Origin of the sequence: Tatumella sp. JGM130, from assembly GCF_018257525.1 — a bacterium.
In the GTDB taxonomy this organism is placed as follows: domain Bacteria; phylum Pseudomonadota; class Gammaproteobacteria; order Enterobacterales; family Enterobacteriaceae; genus Tatumella; species Tatumella punctata.
This window is the reverse complement of sequence record NZ_JAERJS010000006.1, coordinates 96,058-111,721: the sequence shown is the minus strand read 5'-3', so window position 1 is coordinate 111,721 and position 15,664 is coordinate 96,058. Positions and strand designations below refer to the sequence as shown.

General features: G+C 50.6%; 13 protein-coding genes. 10 read left to right on the top strand and 3 right to left on the bottom strand.

What is annotated here, in order from left to right:
• Window positions 1-63 precede the first annotated feature (63 nt).
• Together JK211_RS04745 and JK211_RS04740 are read left to right on the top strand one after the other, a co-directional pair.
• A complete protein-coding gene (locus JK211_RS04745) occupies window positions 64-1,155 on the top strand; it encodes an alkene reductase (RefSeq protein WP_249213759.1) in 1,092 nt (363 codons plus the stop codon).
• Window positions 1,156-1,170: 15 nt separating this feature from the next.
• Complete coding sequence (locus tag JK211_RS04740; protein WP_212707524.1) at window positions 1,171-1,485, top strand: helix-turn-helix transcriptional regulator; 315 nt, start codon at window positions 1,171-1,173, stop codon at window positions 1,483-1,485.
• A gap of 270 nt (window positions 1,486-1,755) precedes the next feature.
• Here the strand turns inward: JK211_RS04740 and JK211_RS04735 are convergent, their stop codons facing one another.
• Window positions 1,756-2,820 carry an NAD(P)-dependent alcohol dehydrogenase gene (locus JK211_RS04735; RefSeq protein ID WP_212707567.1) on the bottom strand — a complete coding sequence of 355 codons (1,065 nt, stop codon included), beginning with the start codon at window positions 2,818-2,820 and terminating at the stop codon, window positions 1,756-1,758.
• Window positions 2,821-3,010: 190 nt separating this feature from the next.
• A complete protein-coding gene (gene uvrA / locus JK211_RS04730) occupies window positions 3,011-5,842 on the bottom strand; it encodes an excinuclease ABC subunit UvrA (protein ID WP_212707523.1) in 2,832 nt (943 codons plus the stop codon).
• A 455-nt stretch (window positions 5,843-6,297) separates the two neighbouring features.
• Between uvrA and ssb1 the strand changes: the two genes are divergently transcribed.
• The gene (gene ssb1 / locus JK211_RS04725; RefSeq protein ID WP_212707522.1) at window positions 6,298-6,846 is read left to right on the top strand and encodes a single-stranded DNA-binding protein; all 549 of its coding nucleotides are present in this window, start codon (window positions 6,298-6,300) and stop codon (window positions 6,844-6,846) included.
• A 603-nt stretch (window positions 6,847-7,449) separates the two neighbouring features.
• On the opposite strand, the gene JK211_RS04720 is transcribed toward ssb1, so the two are convergent.
• A complete protein-coding gene (locus JK211_RS04720; protein ID WP_212707521.1) occupies window positions 7,450-8,046 on the bottom strand; it encodes a hypothetical protein in 597 nt (198 codons plus the stop codon).
• An 886-nt stretch (window positions 8,047-8,932) separates the two neighbouring features.
• Here JK211_RS04720 and JK211_RS04715 point away from each other — a divergent pair.
• The 7 genes from JK211_RS04715 to JK211_RS04685 are packed head-to-tail and all read left to right on the top strand — an operon-like array spanning window position 8,933 to window position 15,656.
• Entirely contained in the window at window positions 8,933-9,265 is a 333-nt protein-coding gene (locus tag JK211_RS04715; RefSeq protein WP_256441131.1) for a toxin co-regulated pilus biosynthesis Q family protein, read from the top strand.
• An 11-nt stretch (window positions 9,266-9,276) separates the two neighbouring features.
• Window positions 9,277-9,678 carry a type IV pilus biogenesis protein PilM gene (locus JK211_RS04710; protein ID WP_212707519.1) on the top strand — a complete coding sequence of 134 codons (402 nt, stop codon included), beginning with the start codon at window positions 9,277-9,279 and terminating at the stop codon, window positions 9,676-9,678.
• Window positions 9,679-9,686: 8 nt separating this feature from the next.
• Entirely contained in the window at window positions 9,687-11,306 is a 1,620-nt protein-coding gene (locus tag JK211_RS04705) for a PilN family type IVB pilus formation outer membrane protein (protein ID WP_212707518.1), read from the top strand.
• 5 nt (window positions 11,307-11,311) lie between these two features.
• Window positions 11,312-12,580 (top strand): type 4b pilus protein PilO2, encoded by a 1,269-nt coding sequence (gene pilO2, locus JK211_RS04700; protein ID WP_212707517.1) that lies wholly within the window; start codon window positions 11,312-11,314, stop codon window positions 12,578-12,580.
• The gene (gene pilP / locus JK211_RS04695) at window positions 12,567-13,097 is read left to right on the top strand and encodes a type IV pilus biogenesis protein PilP (RefSeq protein WP_212707516.1); all 531 of its coding nucleotides are present in this window, start codon (window positions 12,567-12,569) and stop codon (window positions 13,095-13,097) included. Before pilO2 ends, pilP begins: the two co-directional genes overlap by 14 nt.
• Window positions 13,090-14,577, top strand: coding sequence for a GspE/PulE family protein (locus tag JK211_RS04690; protein ID WP_249213042.1), 1,488 nt, complete (start codon window positions 13,090-13,092; stop codon window positions 14,575-14,577). Before pilP ends, JK211_RS04690 begins: the two co-directional genes overlap by 8 nt.
• Window positions 14,574-15,656: a type II secretion system F family protein gene (locus tag JK211_RS04685; RefSeq protein WP_212707515.1), complete on the top strand. Its 1,083-nt coding sequence runs from the start codon at window positions 14,574-14,576 to the stop codon at window positions 15,654-15,656. Before JK211_RS04690 ends, JK211_RS04685 begins: the two co-directional genes overlap by 4 nt.
• Window positions 15,657-15,664 lie beyond the last annotated feature (8 nt).

The following is a 15,664-nucleotide window of genomic DNA, read 5'->3' as shown; positions in this document are numbered from 1 at the left end:
AACTTATTTGTTGAACCGGGGAAAATCATTGTGCAGGAACTGTCGCTTTTTAGTCCGCTAGATATGTCAGGGACCAGTTTAAAAAACCGTATTGTCTTACCACCGCTGACCCGCTGTCGCAGCCTTCAGCCGGGGAATATTCCCGGTGACAGGATGGTCGACTATTACCGTCAGCGTGCCAGTGCCGGGTTTATGGTCACGGAAGGTACCCAGATAGAACCCCGTGGCCAGGGGTATGCCTGGACGCCGGGTATCCACAGTGAGGCGCAAATTGCGGGCTGGCGTAAAGTGACCGATGCAGTGCATCAGCAAGGTGGTGTGATTTTCTGCCAGCTCTGGCATGTCGGCCGTGTTTCCCATCACGCTCTTCAGCCCGGGGGCGGACAGCCGGTCGCGCCTTCTGCAGTCCCGGCGACCAATGTCCGGGTATTTATCGAAACAGGCCCGTCGACCGGTGAACTGACCGCACCTTCGGTGCCCCGTGAACTGAGCACCGAAGAAGTCCGTGAGCTGGTGGAGTTGTACCGCCAGGCCGCGATTAATGCCAGACAGGCCGGATTCGACGGTGTGGAATTACATTCCGCCAATGGCTACCTGATTAATCAGTTTATTTCCGAACATACTAATTTCCGTAGCGATGAATACGGCGGCAGCCTGGAAAACCGTCTGCGTTTTCTGAAACAAGTGACTGAGGCCGTCAGTTCCGTGTTTGGCAGCCAGAAAGTCGGGGTACGTTTCGCGCCACTGTTCAGCAGCACCGATGAAGACCGCGTCTACCTGGGACTGGTAGAGCCCGATCCGCAGCATACCTACCTGACTGCAGCGGCGATGCTGAATGAAATGAAGATTGGTTATCTGTCAATCGCCGAACCTGACTGGGATAACAGCCCTGATTTACCAGAGGACTTCCGCCAGCGTCTGCGGGACGTTTTCCGCTCACCGATTATCTGTTCCGGGCGCTATACACGGCAGAAAGCAGAGCGGGTACTGAAAAACGGCTGGGCTGATTTATTTGGTTTTGGCAGAACCTTTATCGCTAATCCTGATTTACCTGCACGTTTGCAGAATAATTATCCGCTGAACAGCACCGACACATCATCACTGTATGGCGGCAGCGACGCAGGGTATACTGATTACCCCGTATATCGCCCCTGAATGATGTGAGGCTGCATGACACCAGAGAACGCCATAAAGCTTCTTGCCAACCCGACCCGCATGTCGGTATTACAGTGGCTGAAAGATCCGCACACCGCATTTGCAGGTTACAGCCAGCTTTATGATTTCCCGGTGTATGGTGTCTGTGCTTCGCTGATCAGTGAAAAAGCCGGATTATCTCAGCCCGCAACATCCCTGTGCCTTAAAGCATTATCCGAAGCCGGATTGCTTGAGGCCAGTAAAGTGGGTAAGTGGACTTACTATCGCCGTAATGAAACGATGATCCGGCAACTGACCGCGGTAGTGGTCGGACATTTGCAGACGCTCTGACCGGCTGCCGGTCATCAGGCTGGCAGCCTTTACGGATGATAATATCTCCTGTACTCCGCGGCCAGCCGTTGCATCAAGCAGGGTCTGGCTGGTCGCTAACCGGGCAGGTCAACATCTGCAACATGATAAATGGCTCAGGGTGGCTGAAACCCGGCCCGCTGGCCTGAAATACCATCGATATACTTTGTGTTGGTCAGCTATCGGCGAGGGGCGATCCGCGAGACTGCGAATGTGATGGCGGGCAAGGATCTGCCCGCTATATTCGGCAGATCAGGCCGCGGCGTGATCGCGCAGGGTATTAATATCAATGACAAAACGGTATTTCACATCGCTTTTCAGCATCCGTTCATAGGCTTCATTGATCTGTGCGATATCAATCAGTTCGATATCAGAAGTGATATTGTGCTGACCACAAAAATCGAGCATTTCCTGGGTCCCGGCAATCCCGCCAATCAGTGAACCGGATACACTGCGACGTTTAAATATCAGACTGGCGACTGACGGGGCCGGGTGGTCATGCTCAGGCACGCCCACCAGAGTCATATTACCGTCCCGCTTCAGCAGGTTAATAAAGGGGGTCAGGTCATGGGTCGCGGCAACAGTATTCAGGATAAAATCAAAGCTGTTGGTATGCTGAGCCATTTGCTCTGCATCTTTCGAAATCACAACTTCATAGGCCCCGAGCCGTTTGCCATCGGCTACTTTTGACGGCGAGGTGGTAAACAGCACGACTTTGGCCCCCATTGCATGGGCAATCTTCACCCCCATATGACCCAGTCCGCCCAGCCCGACAATACCGACTTTTTTACCCGGACCGACTTTCCAGTGCTTCAGCGGTGAGTAGGTGGTAATACCTGCACACAGCAGCGGTGCAACACCAGCCAGATCCAGATGCGCCGGGACCCGCAGTACAAAGTCTTCGTGCACCACGATATCAGAAGCATACCCGCCAAAAGTCGTTTTGCCATCGAAGCGGTCAGTACCGTTATAGGTCGCGACAAAACCGTTTTCACAATATTGTTCCAGACCTTCCTGACAGTCCGGGCAGCTGCGGCAGGAGTCGACCATACAACCGACGCCGACCAGATCACCGACAGTAAACCTGCTGCAGCGGCTGCCGGTAGCCGTGACCCGGCCGACGATCTCATGGCCGGGTACGACCGGGAATACCGTGTTATGCCACTCATTACGCGCCTGGTGAAGGTCTGAATGGCAGACGCCGCAGAACAGAATCTCAATCTGTACATCATGGTCACGCAGCTGGCGTGGCTGGTAGCTGAACGGGGCGAGGGGGGAATTTTCGTTCTGTGCAGCATAGGCGTGGATAATATTCATCATTTCTCCTGTCAGACAGATAACAGACAACTCCGTTGCCGGAATTGGCAGAGGGACGGAACCTGTTGCTAAGCATAGCCACCAGACGCGGTGCAGGCCCCGCAGGTTGTCGCTGAATGTGGCCTGTTTCTGAACTTATATCAGGCACAGGCCACGGCGGCAGAAATAACTATTATTTAACTGACTGAAATTAATGCTTATTAAGCAGTGGTTTCAGGAAGCGGGCTGTATGTGACTGTTCGCATTCCACGACAGTTTCCGGACTGCCGGCGACCAGGATTTCACCACCACCACTGCCACCTTCCGGGCCGAGATCAACAATCCAGTCCGCCGTTTTGATCACATCCAGATTATGTTCGATAACCACAATAGTGTTGCCCTGGTCGCGCAACTGATGCAGTACCGTCAGTAATTGCTGGATATCAGCAAAGTGCAGCCCGGTGGTTGGTTCATCGAGAATATATAAGGTCTGACCGGTCCCGCGTTTAGAAAGTTCACGTGCCAGTTTGACACGTTGCGCTTCACCACCTGACAGTGTCGTTGCTGACTGACCAAGACGAATATAGGACAAGCCGACATCCATCAGGGTCTGCAGCTTGCGGGACAGTGCCGGCACAGCTTCAAAGAAATCACGGGCTTCTTCGATGGTCATTTCCAGCACTTCGTGAATATTCTTCCCTTTATATTTTACTTCCAGGGTTTCACGGTTATAGCGTTTACCTTTGCACTGATCGCATGGCACATAAACATCCGGCAGAAAGTGCATCTCAACCTTAATTACCCCGTCGCCCTGGCAGGCTTCACAGCGTCCGCCCCGCACATTAAAGCTGAAACGGCCCGGCGTATAACCGCGCGTCCGTGCCTCCGGTACCCCGGCGAAAAGTTCACGCACCGGGGTAAAAATACCGGTATAGGTCGCCGGGTTAGAACGCGGGGTACGGCCTATCGGGCTCTGGTCGATATCAATCACTTTGTCAAAATGCTCCAGACCACTGATATCGCGGTAAGGGGCCGGTTCAATAATAGTGGCACCGTTTAACTGACGCTGGGCCAGAGGGAACAGGGTATCGTTAATCAGGGTTGATTTACCTGAGCCAGACACACCGGTGATACAGGTAAACAGCCCGACAGGCAGAGTCAGGGTAACGTCTTTCAGGTTATTACCCCGTGCGCCGGTCAGTTTTAACACTTTCCCGGGATCTCCTTTTACCCGCTGTTCAGGAACATCAATTTTGCGTTTACCGCTCAGGAACTGCCCGGTCAGTGACTCCGGGTTGGCCATAATACTGTTAACGTCCCCTTCTGCCACCACCTGACCACCGTGTACACCGGCGCCCGGGCCGATATCAATCACATGATCGGCGGCACGGATGGCATCTTCATCATGTTCGACGACGATAACCGTATTCCCCAGATTACGCAGGTGGATCAGGGTATTCAGCAGACGCTCGTTATCACGCTGGTGCAGGCCAATTGAGGGTTCATCCAGTACATACATTACCCCGACCAGCCCTGCGCCAATCTGGCTGGCAAGGCGGATACGCTGAGCTTCTCCCCCGGAAAGGGTATCCGCAGAGCGGGACAGGGAAAGATAGTTCAGGCCGACATTGACCAGAAAACTCAGCCGTTCGCTGATTTCTTTCAGTATTTTTTCGGCAATGGCTGCCCGTTGTCCGGTTAATGCCAGTGCCGCAAAAAATTCAGTGGCATGGCCGATACTCATTTCGGAGATCTGCGGTAATGTTGTTTCGGCGACAAACACGTTACGGGCTTCTTTACGTAACCGGGTGCCATGACAACTGGTACAGGAACGGTTACTGATATATTTCGCCAGTTCCTCACGTACCGCATTGGATTCCGTTTCTTTGTAGCGGCGTTCCATATTATGTAATACGCCTTCAAACGGGTGGCGGCGCACAGAAGTATCACCGCGATCGTTCACATATTTGAATTCGATATTTTCTTTTCCCGAGCCGTTAAGGATCACTTTTTTAACGCTGTCACTCAGGGTATTAAACGGCGCTTCAATATCAAACTGGTAGTGCTCACTCAGCGAGCGCAGCATCTGGAAATAGTAAAAATTACGCCGATCCCAGCCACGGATCGCTCCCCCGGCCAGTGACAGTTCGTCGTTCTGGATCACCCGCTGCGGATCGAAAAATTGCTGTACTCCCAGGCCATCACAGGTCGGGCAGGCGCCGGCAGGGTTATTAAACGAAAACAGCCGTGGCTCCAGTTCACGCATACTGTAACCACAGACCGGACAGGCAAAGTTGGCCGAAAACAGCATTTCAGGTGCGCTATTGTCATCCATATTCGCCACTATGGCGGTACCGCCAGATAATTCCAGTGTGGTTTCAAAGGATTCCGCCAGTCGGGTCGCCAGATCGTCACGGACTTTAAACCGGTCAACCACCACTTCAATAGTATGTTTTTTCTGTAATTCGAGTGCTGGCGGATCGGAAAGATCGCACACCTCGCCGTCGATCCGTGCGCGGATATATCCCTGGGCAGCAAGATTTTCGAGGGTTTTCAGGTGCTCGCCTTTTCTGTCTTTGATCACCGGGGCCAGCAACATTAACCGGCTGCCTTCATCCTGTTGTAATACCTGATCAACCATCTGACTGACGGTCTGGGCGGCCAGCGGGACACCATGATCAGGGCAGCGTGGCTCACCGACACGGGCAAACAACAAGCGCAGATAATCGTGGATTTCGGTAATAGTACCGACCGTTGAACGCGGGTTGTGTGAGGTTGATTTCTGCTCAATAGAAATTGCCGGAGACAGTCCTTCAATATGATCGACATCCGGTTTTTCCATCAGCGACAGAAACTGACGGGCATAGGCCGACAAAGATTCAACATAACGACGCTGGCCTTCCGCATACAGCGTATCGAATGCCAGAGACGACTTACCTGAACCAGACAGACCCGTGACCACGACCAGTTTGTCGCGGGGGATAATCAGATTGATGTTTTTCAGGTTATGGGTGCGGGCACCCCGTACTTCGATCTTATCCATTCACCTTTCCCGGATTATCAGCGTCGTCCATGTCTGCGGGCGAGACATGGGGAGAATCAAACATATTATTATGGCATAAAAAATAAACTGATTAAATATCCAGTAGTTTACCGGAAATGCCGTCCGGCCGCTGGCCGGGGGATTAATCACTGTCAGGACAAAAGGCAACCTTTTGTTTTGCTTAATGGTTATCAGATTCAGGTCAGAGAATACCTGTGAAGCTCTCTGCCTGTAACCTGCTGTACCGGAGGGATGCAGTGCAGCCAGGCCAGGGCTGCCGGCCTGCATACCGTATCTGACAGAACAATCGGTCTGCGGTTTACCCTGTGTGTATTCGCGGGGAAATGCGACCTTCTGCGCACAGTGAAACGGGTTATGAAGTATCAATAATCGGCTGTGCCGTGTTATGATTGGCGGCTTAGACTCAGAGTAATTATTCTTCAGGAGAGACGTATATGGCCAGTCGCGGCGTAAACAAAGTAATACTTGTCGGGAATCTGGGGCAGGACCCGGAAGTCCGTTATATGCCAAATGGTGGTGCGGTTACCAACATTACACTGGCCACGTCGGAAAGCTGGCGTGATAAGCAGACCGGTGAGAACAAAGAAATTACCGAATGGCACCGTGTAGTCCTGTTTGGCAAACTGGCTGAAGTCGCCGGTGAATATCTGCGTAAAGGTTCTCAGGTCTATATTGAAGGTCAGCTGCGTACCCGCAAATGGCAGGACCAGAGTGGTCAGGATCGTTACACCACCGAAGTTGTGGTTAACGTTGGTGGTACCATGCAAATGCTGGGTGGCCGTCAGGGCGGAAATGCAGGCGGAGCACCTGCCGGCGGACAAAACAACAACAATGGCTGGGGCCAGCCACAGCAGCCACAGCAGCAGGGGGGTAATCAGTTCAGTGGTGGCGGTAATGCCCCTGCCGCGGCGCGTCCGCAGCAGAGCAGCGCACCTGCCAGCAGCGAACCACCAATGGATTTTGACGACGATATCCCGTTCTAGAGTTGACTTGTGAGTTGTCTGTAAAAAAAATATATATAGGCCCCTGTTAATTCAGGGGTTTTTTATTTTTCAGGGCCATACAATCTGCAAGTTTCTGGCAGCTTAGTCAAAAACGGGGAGTCAGAAAAATAAGGGACTGGTTGATGTTAGCGGTATTTCCCGCATTTTTACCCTGGCCCGGCGTCTGTCGTTCTTCTTTGAACAATGACTTATAGGTACAGCGCCAGCGACAGGTCGCGCTTCACGCGCGTTCAGCAGCATACGACTGCCAGGTCTGATCGGCGTAGCGCCCTGCCAGCAACCTTCTGTCGCACTGGTTTCCAGCAAAGACAGAAAGCCGACGGATACGCAGCTCTTCACACAATCATTTAGTTAAGATAATTAATTCATTATTGCTTTCTGACAGTCTATACAATGCTGCAATCTTTATGATGTCCTCACGATATTTTATGGGATGATCACCAGGCGGATAATCCGTAATTGTATACTCGTTTCCCTGCAGTCAGTGGCCAGTCACAACCTGCCGTCAGTTGCACAGAAAAATGGTTGAATTGTGATCCGGTCAGGTCCTGGTAATCTCCCGCGTTTTAGTAGTAGTTTTTGTTATCCTTTATAACTATCAACTAACTTAATATTTTCTCCACCTTCCGATATTTGTTTTTCAATGTTATTAATTCGGACAGGGATGAGATTTTGGCTGTTTCCTATCAGCGGAGTCATTATCGCTTTAGCTATAGACTTAGCATCATAACCACCACTCTCATTAGTGAATGACACAACAATGTCTAAATGGTAACCGCCGTTGTATTGCCATAAACAACTATTGAAGGTTGTGTTTTCCCCCCAGCTTTGCATCCCTGTATCATCAGACCTCGCTGTCGCTAAGGCTCCGTCACAGGTGACCATTTTCAATGAGACTCCGCTATTTGCTGCTAATGCAGCAAAGTTGGTGTTTGAGAACGCATCACTCATTATGAATCGTCCTGGTTTCTCAGGTAATGATGCTTCCGGAATATTTCTGACTACTGCTAATGATGACATCTGAGATTGTATAGCACTAACAACAGAGTCTTCTAATTGGGATGGAGTTTTATTGGTTTTGATATCGTAGATCCAATAGCTTTGTACTGTTTCTACTTTCGGTGTTAAGGCACAACCCGATAAAAATAAAGCAGAGAAAAACACCAGCGTCGGTTTCATAATATCCTCAAATCATTAATTATTTTAACGAATGTAATGATATATATATATGACTCTAAAAGCACCCGGTAAATTTTGGTTATAAAACAGGCGCTGCGTTAACCGGTAAGTATCAGAACCGCTGTTATCCCGGGTTAATCTAAACAGCCTGTTTACCGGCTGCTGATGCAGAGAGAGCCCGGTCTCTCAGATTACCACTTTCTCATTTTCTCTGACTTGCGTTGAGAACGTTGCTGTCTCGTACTCCGGTACAATGTATCCCGTTATTTCAACAGTGCAGGTGCTTCTCCGTAATATCTCTCTGCCGGTGCCATATCGCGTATTGTGCTGTGACGATGTGTCTCGTTATACCCCCGGGTAAATTTATTCACCCGCTGTCCGGCCATCCTGAAATTTATCCCTATTTATCATCTGCCGAAAGTGTTATGGCAGATTAATCTGCTGTTATTATGCGGAATATTATTTTTATTATTTGGCATCATCTTAATAATCACTCGGATAATTATAAATATGAAAAAAATAATTTTTTGTCATAAAAGTGAAACAAAAATGCAGACCCTGTAGTTATTATAATGATAATAACTTACCTTCAAATAAACAAAGTGATCATTAATCAGCTAATTAGTTTTAAAATCTGTTTATTTATTTTTTTTGTGGTTTAGTGTTGGTATTTATTGGTTATACATCCAGATTAAAGAGGTATCATCTTATTTAGGTTGCATGGTAAGGATTTCGTAAACTTTTGTTTGCTTAAGTAAATCAGGCTCCTTATACTGAATTTAATGATTAACAATTAGTGCTATTTAATATTTATTCTGGCCAGAGAAAATAATCAGTGACTAGGAATATAGTATTTTTAATTGTGACATTTTTACTATTTTCTCCGATGGTAAATGCTGCCGGATATAGCCAGTTTTCGGGGGATAGTTATCCCCCGGTGATCAGCAGAAAACAAAATTATGACATTCCGGCGGGGATGACTCTGAAGCAAGGAATGGTGCAATGGTCTGCCGAAACAGGCTGTGATATCCGCGGAATGGAGCACTGGGAAATAATCTGGGAGACGCATGTAGATTATCCTGTCGATGCACCTCTTATTTTTCAGGGAGATTATTTATCCTCGGTGACAAAAATAATTAACCTGTATTCAGCAGCACAGATACCACTGTATGCTCATATTCATCAGAGTCAGTGTCTGGTGGTAATCGATACCCGCTAAGAGTCCGTATTATGTACTACTGGATCTTATCAGTTTTTCTCGGGGGATTATTATTCAGTTTTTTGTCACCACAGGAGCAGGTTCAGACAGAGATCAGTGACCAGAATTGCCAGCGTCAGGCGATATTTTTCCTGCATGCCGTGGCACGGTGGCAGTATTCAGACGCGGATATGCCGGAGAAAGACATCAGCGGCGAGATCATTCTGCATTACGAGCAGCGTGGCGGACAGCATTTTATATGGACGGCGGATAAGCCCGGATTAACAGGCTGTCTGATGCTACTCAGTCATCATAGCAGACTGTTTTATACACTGCGTTCTCAGCAGCTATATGACATGGAGGGAAAAGCAGTCAGTATTGATATCCCTCCTGATATCAGTGACGGAAGTATTATTTATTATTACCAGGAATAAAATGGTTTATGAATTTCAAAAAAAATACCACACTGGCAATGTTATCATTAGTTTTTGTTCAATTATCCGGCTGTAGCAGCTGGCAGAGAATAAGTGACATTGAAAAAAATAATAATCAACTGACGTCACAAGCCGATGCTATGATGCCATTTAATAAGTCGCATCCCTATGTTATTAATGAACAGTCTCAATGGATTAATCCGGAACCATTAAATAACTCCCGTAGCAGTCACAGCAATTTGCCTGCCTGTAATCTGACCATTAATCATCCGGGTGATATCCGGCTTGAAGCGATTTCTTCACTGATTACCGAACAGTGTCATATTCCTGTCACAATCACTCCCGATGCACTGAATAAACAAGACAGTACCGAAGGTTATACTACCCGTGAACCTGCCATGAACGATCTTTTACCCGAAAGCGGGGCGCCGGATAATACAATCTCCGCCAACTCCGGACTGAATAATATTTTCTGGCAGGGACCGGTATCCGGACTGCTGGATAATATCACTGCCCGCCAGGGACTGAGCTGGGAATATCAGGGGCAGCGGGTTGTTATCTCTTACCTGGCGACCAAAACATTCCCTGTATTATTTATGGATAATAATGCCAGCTTTTATTCCCGCACGGTCAGTGGCACGACTTCCTCTCAAAATCAGAATAATACAACCACGGCCGGTAGTCAGAACGCGACAAACGGGGCTGATAAAGATTCGGACACCACCTCTCAGTCGACCACTATGGAAATTAAGTCCGGCTTGTATCGTGATATTGCCAGTACTATTTCGATGATGCTGACACCGGGAAAAGGGCGTATGAATCTCACGGATGGTGTGCTTACGGTTCGCGATACCCCTCAGGTATTGAGTGATGTCGGTCGTTATATCAGTGATCGTAATACGCAGCTCAACCGCCAGGTTGTCCTGAATGTGCAGGTCTATAGTATTGATAATAAAGATAACGATCAGCTGGGCATTGACTGGAAAGCTGTCTTCAATAACAGCAATCTGGGCCTGTCACTGACATCACCTTATTCAGATGCAGCCAGTGAAATGATGAGCAGTGGTATCTCGATTCTGGACGGTAAAGGTAAAGGCAGTGCGGCCCTGGTGAAGGCTCTGGCTGAACAGACACATCTCAGTGTTGTTACCCAGTTATCCAGTATGACCACTAACCTGTCAGCGGTTCCTGTGCAGGTTGCTTTACAGCAGGATTATGCCTCCGATACCAGTACCGAGAATACGGCGAATGTCGGTTCTTCCAGCAGTATCAGCAAGTCGACGATAACCACCGGCCTGAATATGACTATCCTGCCGTATCTGATGCCGGATTCTACCCGTATGCAGCTCCAGTTCGCGATTAATATGTCAGATGATCCGACCTTCCGCACCTTTACCAGCCAGAATGCATCCATTGAACTGATGAAAACCCGGATGAAAATCTTTACCCAGCGGGTATTGATGCAGTCAGGCCAGACTCTGGTGCTGAGCGGGTATCAGTCGGTCAGCAACAGTGACGATCACCAGGGCGTTAACCATTCACATTTCTTCCTGTTTGGTGGCGGAGAGGGTGGCAGTAAAGGGAAGTCGGCACTGGTTATTCTGATCACTCCGGTACTGATGGGGTGACAGTGATGTCGGGGATAAAACCATATTGCATCCTGCACGCCGGCCGGCAACTGGTGCTGGGGCTGGAGTGGCGTTACCTGCCGGTCCGGGGAGCGCGTAAAATCCGGCAGAGACTGCCTGATGTACCGCATATTTTCCGCGTTATTCTGACCCCGGAAGCAGCCGGAGACCCGGGCTGTCTGCTGGGAACGATCGAACTCTCCCCGGACAGCAAAGGACGGGAAAAAAGCTATCCGCTGGCACTGATCGTGCTCCGGGAAATGCCAGCCGACAGTTATGCCGTCTGCCGGCTGGAAAAAGGGCTGTATTGGTTTATTGCCAAAGCCGGAAAGGAGTTATCACCTTTCAGCGATCGTCTGGGGAGTCTCGATGAGATCCGGCAGCATATCCGGCAATTTTTGCTGCTCAACCGGCCCGATATTCAGTGGCATGAATACCGTACGCCAGGCGGGGAGGGGAAAGGAGACGGGATCGCGGGTCTGTGTCTTGATGATTTATTGCCACAGTCTTCGCCGCTGCCGCGTAAGTTCAGACTGAAAGCGTCAGGTCACCGTTCCCGGCTCAGAGTGGCTGGCGGGCTGCTGGTGCTCTGCGCACTGGTGATTTCCGGACTGTTATGGCGGAACAACTGGCAACAGCAGCAGCGTATTGATGCTGCGCAACGCTACTTACTGCAGCAGAAACGTCAGCAGGCCGCCGGGCAGCCGACACTGCCGTGGGCACATCAGCCCGCTTTCAGTGACGCGCTTGCCGCCTGCCAGCAGCATCTGGTTAGTCTGCCGGTGATGATTGCGGACTGGGGACTCAGCCATGTCAGTTGTACTGCTGAGCCGGCACATGTACTGGCCCGCTATTCAATGCAAGGGACAGGCACCATTGATGACTTTATCCGCGGGTTGTCGGCAGATGGCCTTAGCCCGCAGGCTTACCGCTTTAACCTGCCGGGTGCCGGTGATGAAGCTGAGTTACAACTTGCCCTGCCTGCGGTTGCTGTACATCACACGGCAGCGGCGACAACGGTATCTTTAACGGCGCTGGTGAGTCTGGCACAACGTACCCACAGTCAATTGCAGCTGTCAGAACGCGAGACGATTGCCGGTGCTGCGCACTATTCTGTGCGTACATTTACGCTGGTGACAGGTTTAAGTCCGCGTTTATTACTGAGCTCTGCTGTGATGCAGGCTCAGAACCTCAGTTTTATCCGGCTGGATATCAGCAGAACGGAAGGCAAATTATTGTTCACGGTGGAAGGACGTTTATATGAAATTGATTAATTTCAGCATACGGGGCGTCCTGATCGGCTTGATATATGGCGGCCGGGCGCTGGCAGCCGATCCGGCGAACGGATATTCTCTGGGTGATCTGGAGAAAATCCAGGAAGAAACACTGTTTAATCAGGCAAAGCTGGAAAATGCACGGGCCCGCAGCGAGCTGGATAAATATCTGCAGGCGAACCAGCCGCCGGTAATGGCCGGAATATCAGACGGGCAACATTTGCCCGCGGCGGAGAACCCGCCAGTGGCGGACAATATGGCCGGTACCCGGTTAGCGGTTCCGGTAAAAAGTGAACAACAGCCCGGGTTACCGCTGGTGATCCAAATCTGGGGTAACCGCCAGCAGCTGAATGCCCGGTTACAGATACCGGGCGGGCAACCACTGACTGTCACAAAAAATACACTATTACCCGACGGTCAGTACCGTGTTATTGCCATTACTGCCCGGCAAGTGATGATCGGCAGAGCCGGGGAAGCGCCGAAGCTGCTGGCATTCAGCGGGGGTAACAATGATTAATCGCCAGGATATTTCTGCGTATATCTATATCGATCATTCAGCAGAGGAACCCAGGGTCTATTTCTCTGAAGCTCACCGCCATGACCCTCTGACAGCCTCGGCACTGGCGGGCTTACTGCGTCAGGCACCCGCGACCCGGTTTGAACCGGTGCATCTTGATCAACTGCGCCAGTTACAGAGCAGTCAGGACAGTGGCCGGGCAGCCACGGAGATGAGCCGTTCAGAGCAACAGTCACGGGTGATCAGCTATTTTCGTCAGGCGGTGAAGCTGAATGCGTCAGATATTCACCTGCTGATTGGCTATCAGGATGTCACCCTGGTACAGCTGCGGATCCATGGCCAGCTCCGGACTGTGGCGCAACTGGAGCGTGAAGAAGGTTTGCAGTTGGCGGCCACCATCGTACTCTCTATGTGCGATGTGACCGAAAAGAGTTTTAATGCCAACAGAGCTCAGGATGGCCGGTTACGCAGCGAGTTTGTCGGACAGCTGGGGATTTTCGGCGCACGTTATGCCCACACACCTGCTGAATTCGGCTTATATGTTGTTATGCGTCTATTACCTGATGACAGTGAATCACTGCCGACACCGCACGGACTGGGATTCCTGCCAGCACAACAGACACTAATTACCCGTATGCTAAGCCGTCCGGAAGGGATCATTATTATTTCCGGGCCGACGGGGTCCGGTAAAAGTACGTCTCTGCGCTGTTTCAGCCGGCTTTATCTACAGCAGAGTTTAGAGAGTAAACGACTGTTAACGATTGAGGATCCGCCCGAAGGGATGATCCCGGGTGCGGTACAGACACCGGTAATTGCCGATCGTACCGATCCGCAAGCGCTAAGCCAGGCATGGTCGCGCGGGATCTCTTCGGCGCTGCGTCTGGATCCTGACGCAATGATCATCGGTGAGATCCGTGATCATAACTCGGTCAGAGCAGCCCTGAGTGCTGCAAAGTCTGGCCATCTGGTACAAACAACACTGCACGCCAACGACGCTATCGGGATTCTTGAGCGACTGACGGACACCCTGCGGGTGCCGTTGCCCGAAATTGCCGATGCTCAGCTGGTGATTGGTCTGATAGCACAGCGGCTGATTGCGGTACTTTGTCCGAATTGCAAACTGAGCTGGCAGCAAAAATTACCCTTTCTGTCCGGACAACAGCGGGAATTTCTGCAGCAACATTGTGATGCAGAAAAACTCTGTTTCCGTCATCCGGACGGATGTCCTGAGTGCTGGCAGGGTACCGTCGGCCGGAAAATGATCGCAGAGGTGATCCGGCCTGATGCGCGGTTTATGGAACTGTATCGCTATAAAGGTAAAGCAGCAGCCCGTGATTACTGGCTGGAACACCAGCAGGGGATTACCCGTACCGCCCATCTGAAAGATTATCTCCGCCAGGGGATGGCCGATCCCCTCGAAGCCGATTTGATCAGTCCTTTAGATGAAGATCATATAGCGCAGGGAGGTGGCGGGCAATGAAACAGAGTCTGCCGTGGCGTGAGCACAGTGAACGCCTGAGCCGTCAGCTGGCATTAAAAACTTTTTCCGGTAATGACCGGATCAGTCTGTACGATGATTTAGCTTTTTTACTGGAAAACCAGTTCAAACTGGCTGATGCCGTTAATACGCTGATCCTCAGTGATCGTTCGGCAAAAAGCCCGCGGGTTTACTGCCTGCAGGACATCGCTGAAGCACTGACCTGCGGTATGTCGCTGGATAAAGGTTTACGTGGCTGGGTGCCGGAACAGGAACTTTTACTTCTCAGTACCGGCGTCAGTGACGGAGATCTTGCTGCCGCGATTCGCCGTGCCATGACCATCGCCAGAGCAACAAAGGAGATGCGTTCCGCCTGCAGTTCGGCACTGGCTTACCCGTGCCTGCTGCTGGTGTCTTGTCTGTTTATGGTTCAGCTGGTCAGCCATCGTTTTCTTCCGCGTCTGGCGGCGCTGGTCAGTGAAGACCAGTGGCAGGGATCACTGCGTGCTTTATCTGTCCTGTCCCGCGGCCTGAGCGATAACCTATTGTTCATTATCACAGGCACTATTTTACTGCTGGCATGGGTTATCTGGTCACTGCCTAATCTGACAGGGCGGGTACGCTGCCATCTGCTTGATCACCTGCTGCCGTGGAAACTGTACCGGGATATTCAGGGTGTCAGCTTCCTGCTGAATATTTCTGCCTTATTACGTGCTCAGGTAAAAACAGAGCAGAGTCTCCGGCAGTTAATGCAGCGGGCTTCTCCCTGGCTGTACGAAAGGCTGGAGGCCACTTTGCAGCAGGTCTGGCAGGGTAAACATCTGGGGGCAGCGCTTTTTGCGACGGGCTATGCCTTCCCTTCAGCAGAAACTGTCAAAAAGCTACGGGTACTGACTGCCGCAGATAATGCGGAAAATATTATTGAGAATTTTGCCAGCGACTGGCTGGTAAAAACAGTTCAGCAGATCAAGAGAACGGCAACAATGACAGGATATGTCTGCCTTAGCCTGAATGCCGGCTACATGATTTTAATTCTGCTTTCTACCCAGGATCTGAACAATCTTATTTCGGTGCATCAATGATCAGAGGA

Coding starts and splice junctions, on each gene's coding strand:
- JK211_RS04745 (WP_249213759.1), top strand. CDS start 64: ATGTCAGGGACCAGTTTAAAAAACCGTATTGTCTTACCACCGCTGACC.
- JK211_RS04740 (WP_212707524.1), top strand. CDS start 1,171: ATGACACCAGAGAACGCCATAAAGCTTCTTGCCAACCCGACCCGCATG.
- JK211_RS04735 (WP_212707567.1), bottom strand. CDS start 2,820: ATGAATATTATCCACGCCTATGCTGCACAGAACGAAAATTCCCCCCTC.
- uvrA (WP_212707523.1), bottom strand. CDS start 5,842: ATGGATAAGATCGAAGTACGGGGTGCCCGCACCCATAACCTGAAAAAC.
- ssb1 (WP_212707522.1), top strand. CDS start 6,298: ATGGCCAGTCGCGGCGTAAACAAAGTAATACTTGTCGGGAATCTGGGG.
- JK211_RS04720 (WP_212707521.1), bottom strand. CDS start 8,046: ATGAAACCGACGCTGGTGTTTTTCTCTGCTTTATTTTTATCGGGTTGT.
- JK211_RS04715 (WP_256441131.1), top strand. CDS start 8,933: ATGGTAAATGCTGCCGGATATAGCCAGTTTTCGGGGGATAGTTATCCC.
- JK211_RS04710 (WP_212707519.1), top strand. CDS start 9,277: ATGTACTACTGGATCTTATCAGTTTTTCTCGGGGGATTATTATTCAGT.
- JK211_RS04705 (WP_212707518.1), top strand. CDS start 9,687: ATGAATTTCAAAAAAAATACCACACTGGCAATGTTATCATTAGTTTTT.
- pilO2 (WP_212707517.1), top strand. CDS start 11,312: ATGTCGGGGATAAAACCATATTGCATCCTGCACGCCGGCCGGCAACTG.
- pilP (WP_212707516.1), top strand. CDS start 12,567: ATGAAATTGATTAATTTCAGCATACGGGGCGTCCTGATCGGCTTGATA.
- JK211_RS04690 (WP_249213042.1), top strand. CDS start 13,090: ATGATTAATCGCCAGGATATTTCTGCGTATATCTATATCGATCATTCA.
- JK211_RS04685 (WP_212707515.1), top strand. CDS start 14,574: ATGAAACAGAGTCTGCCGTGGCGTGAGCACAGTGAACGCCTGAGCCGT.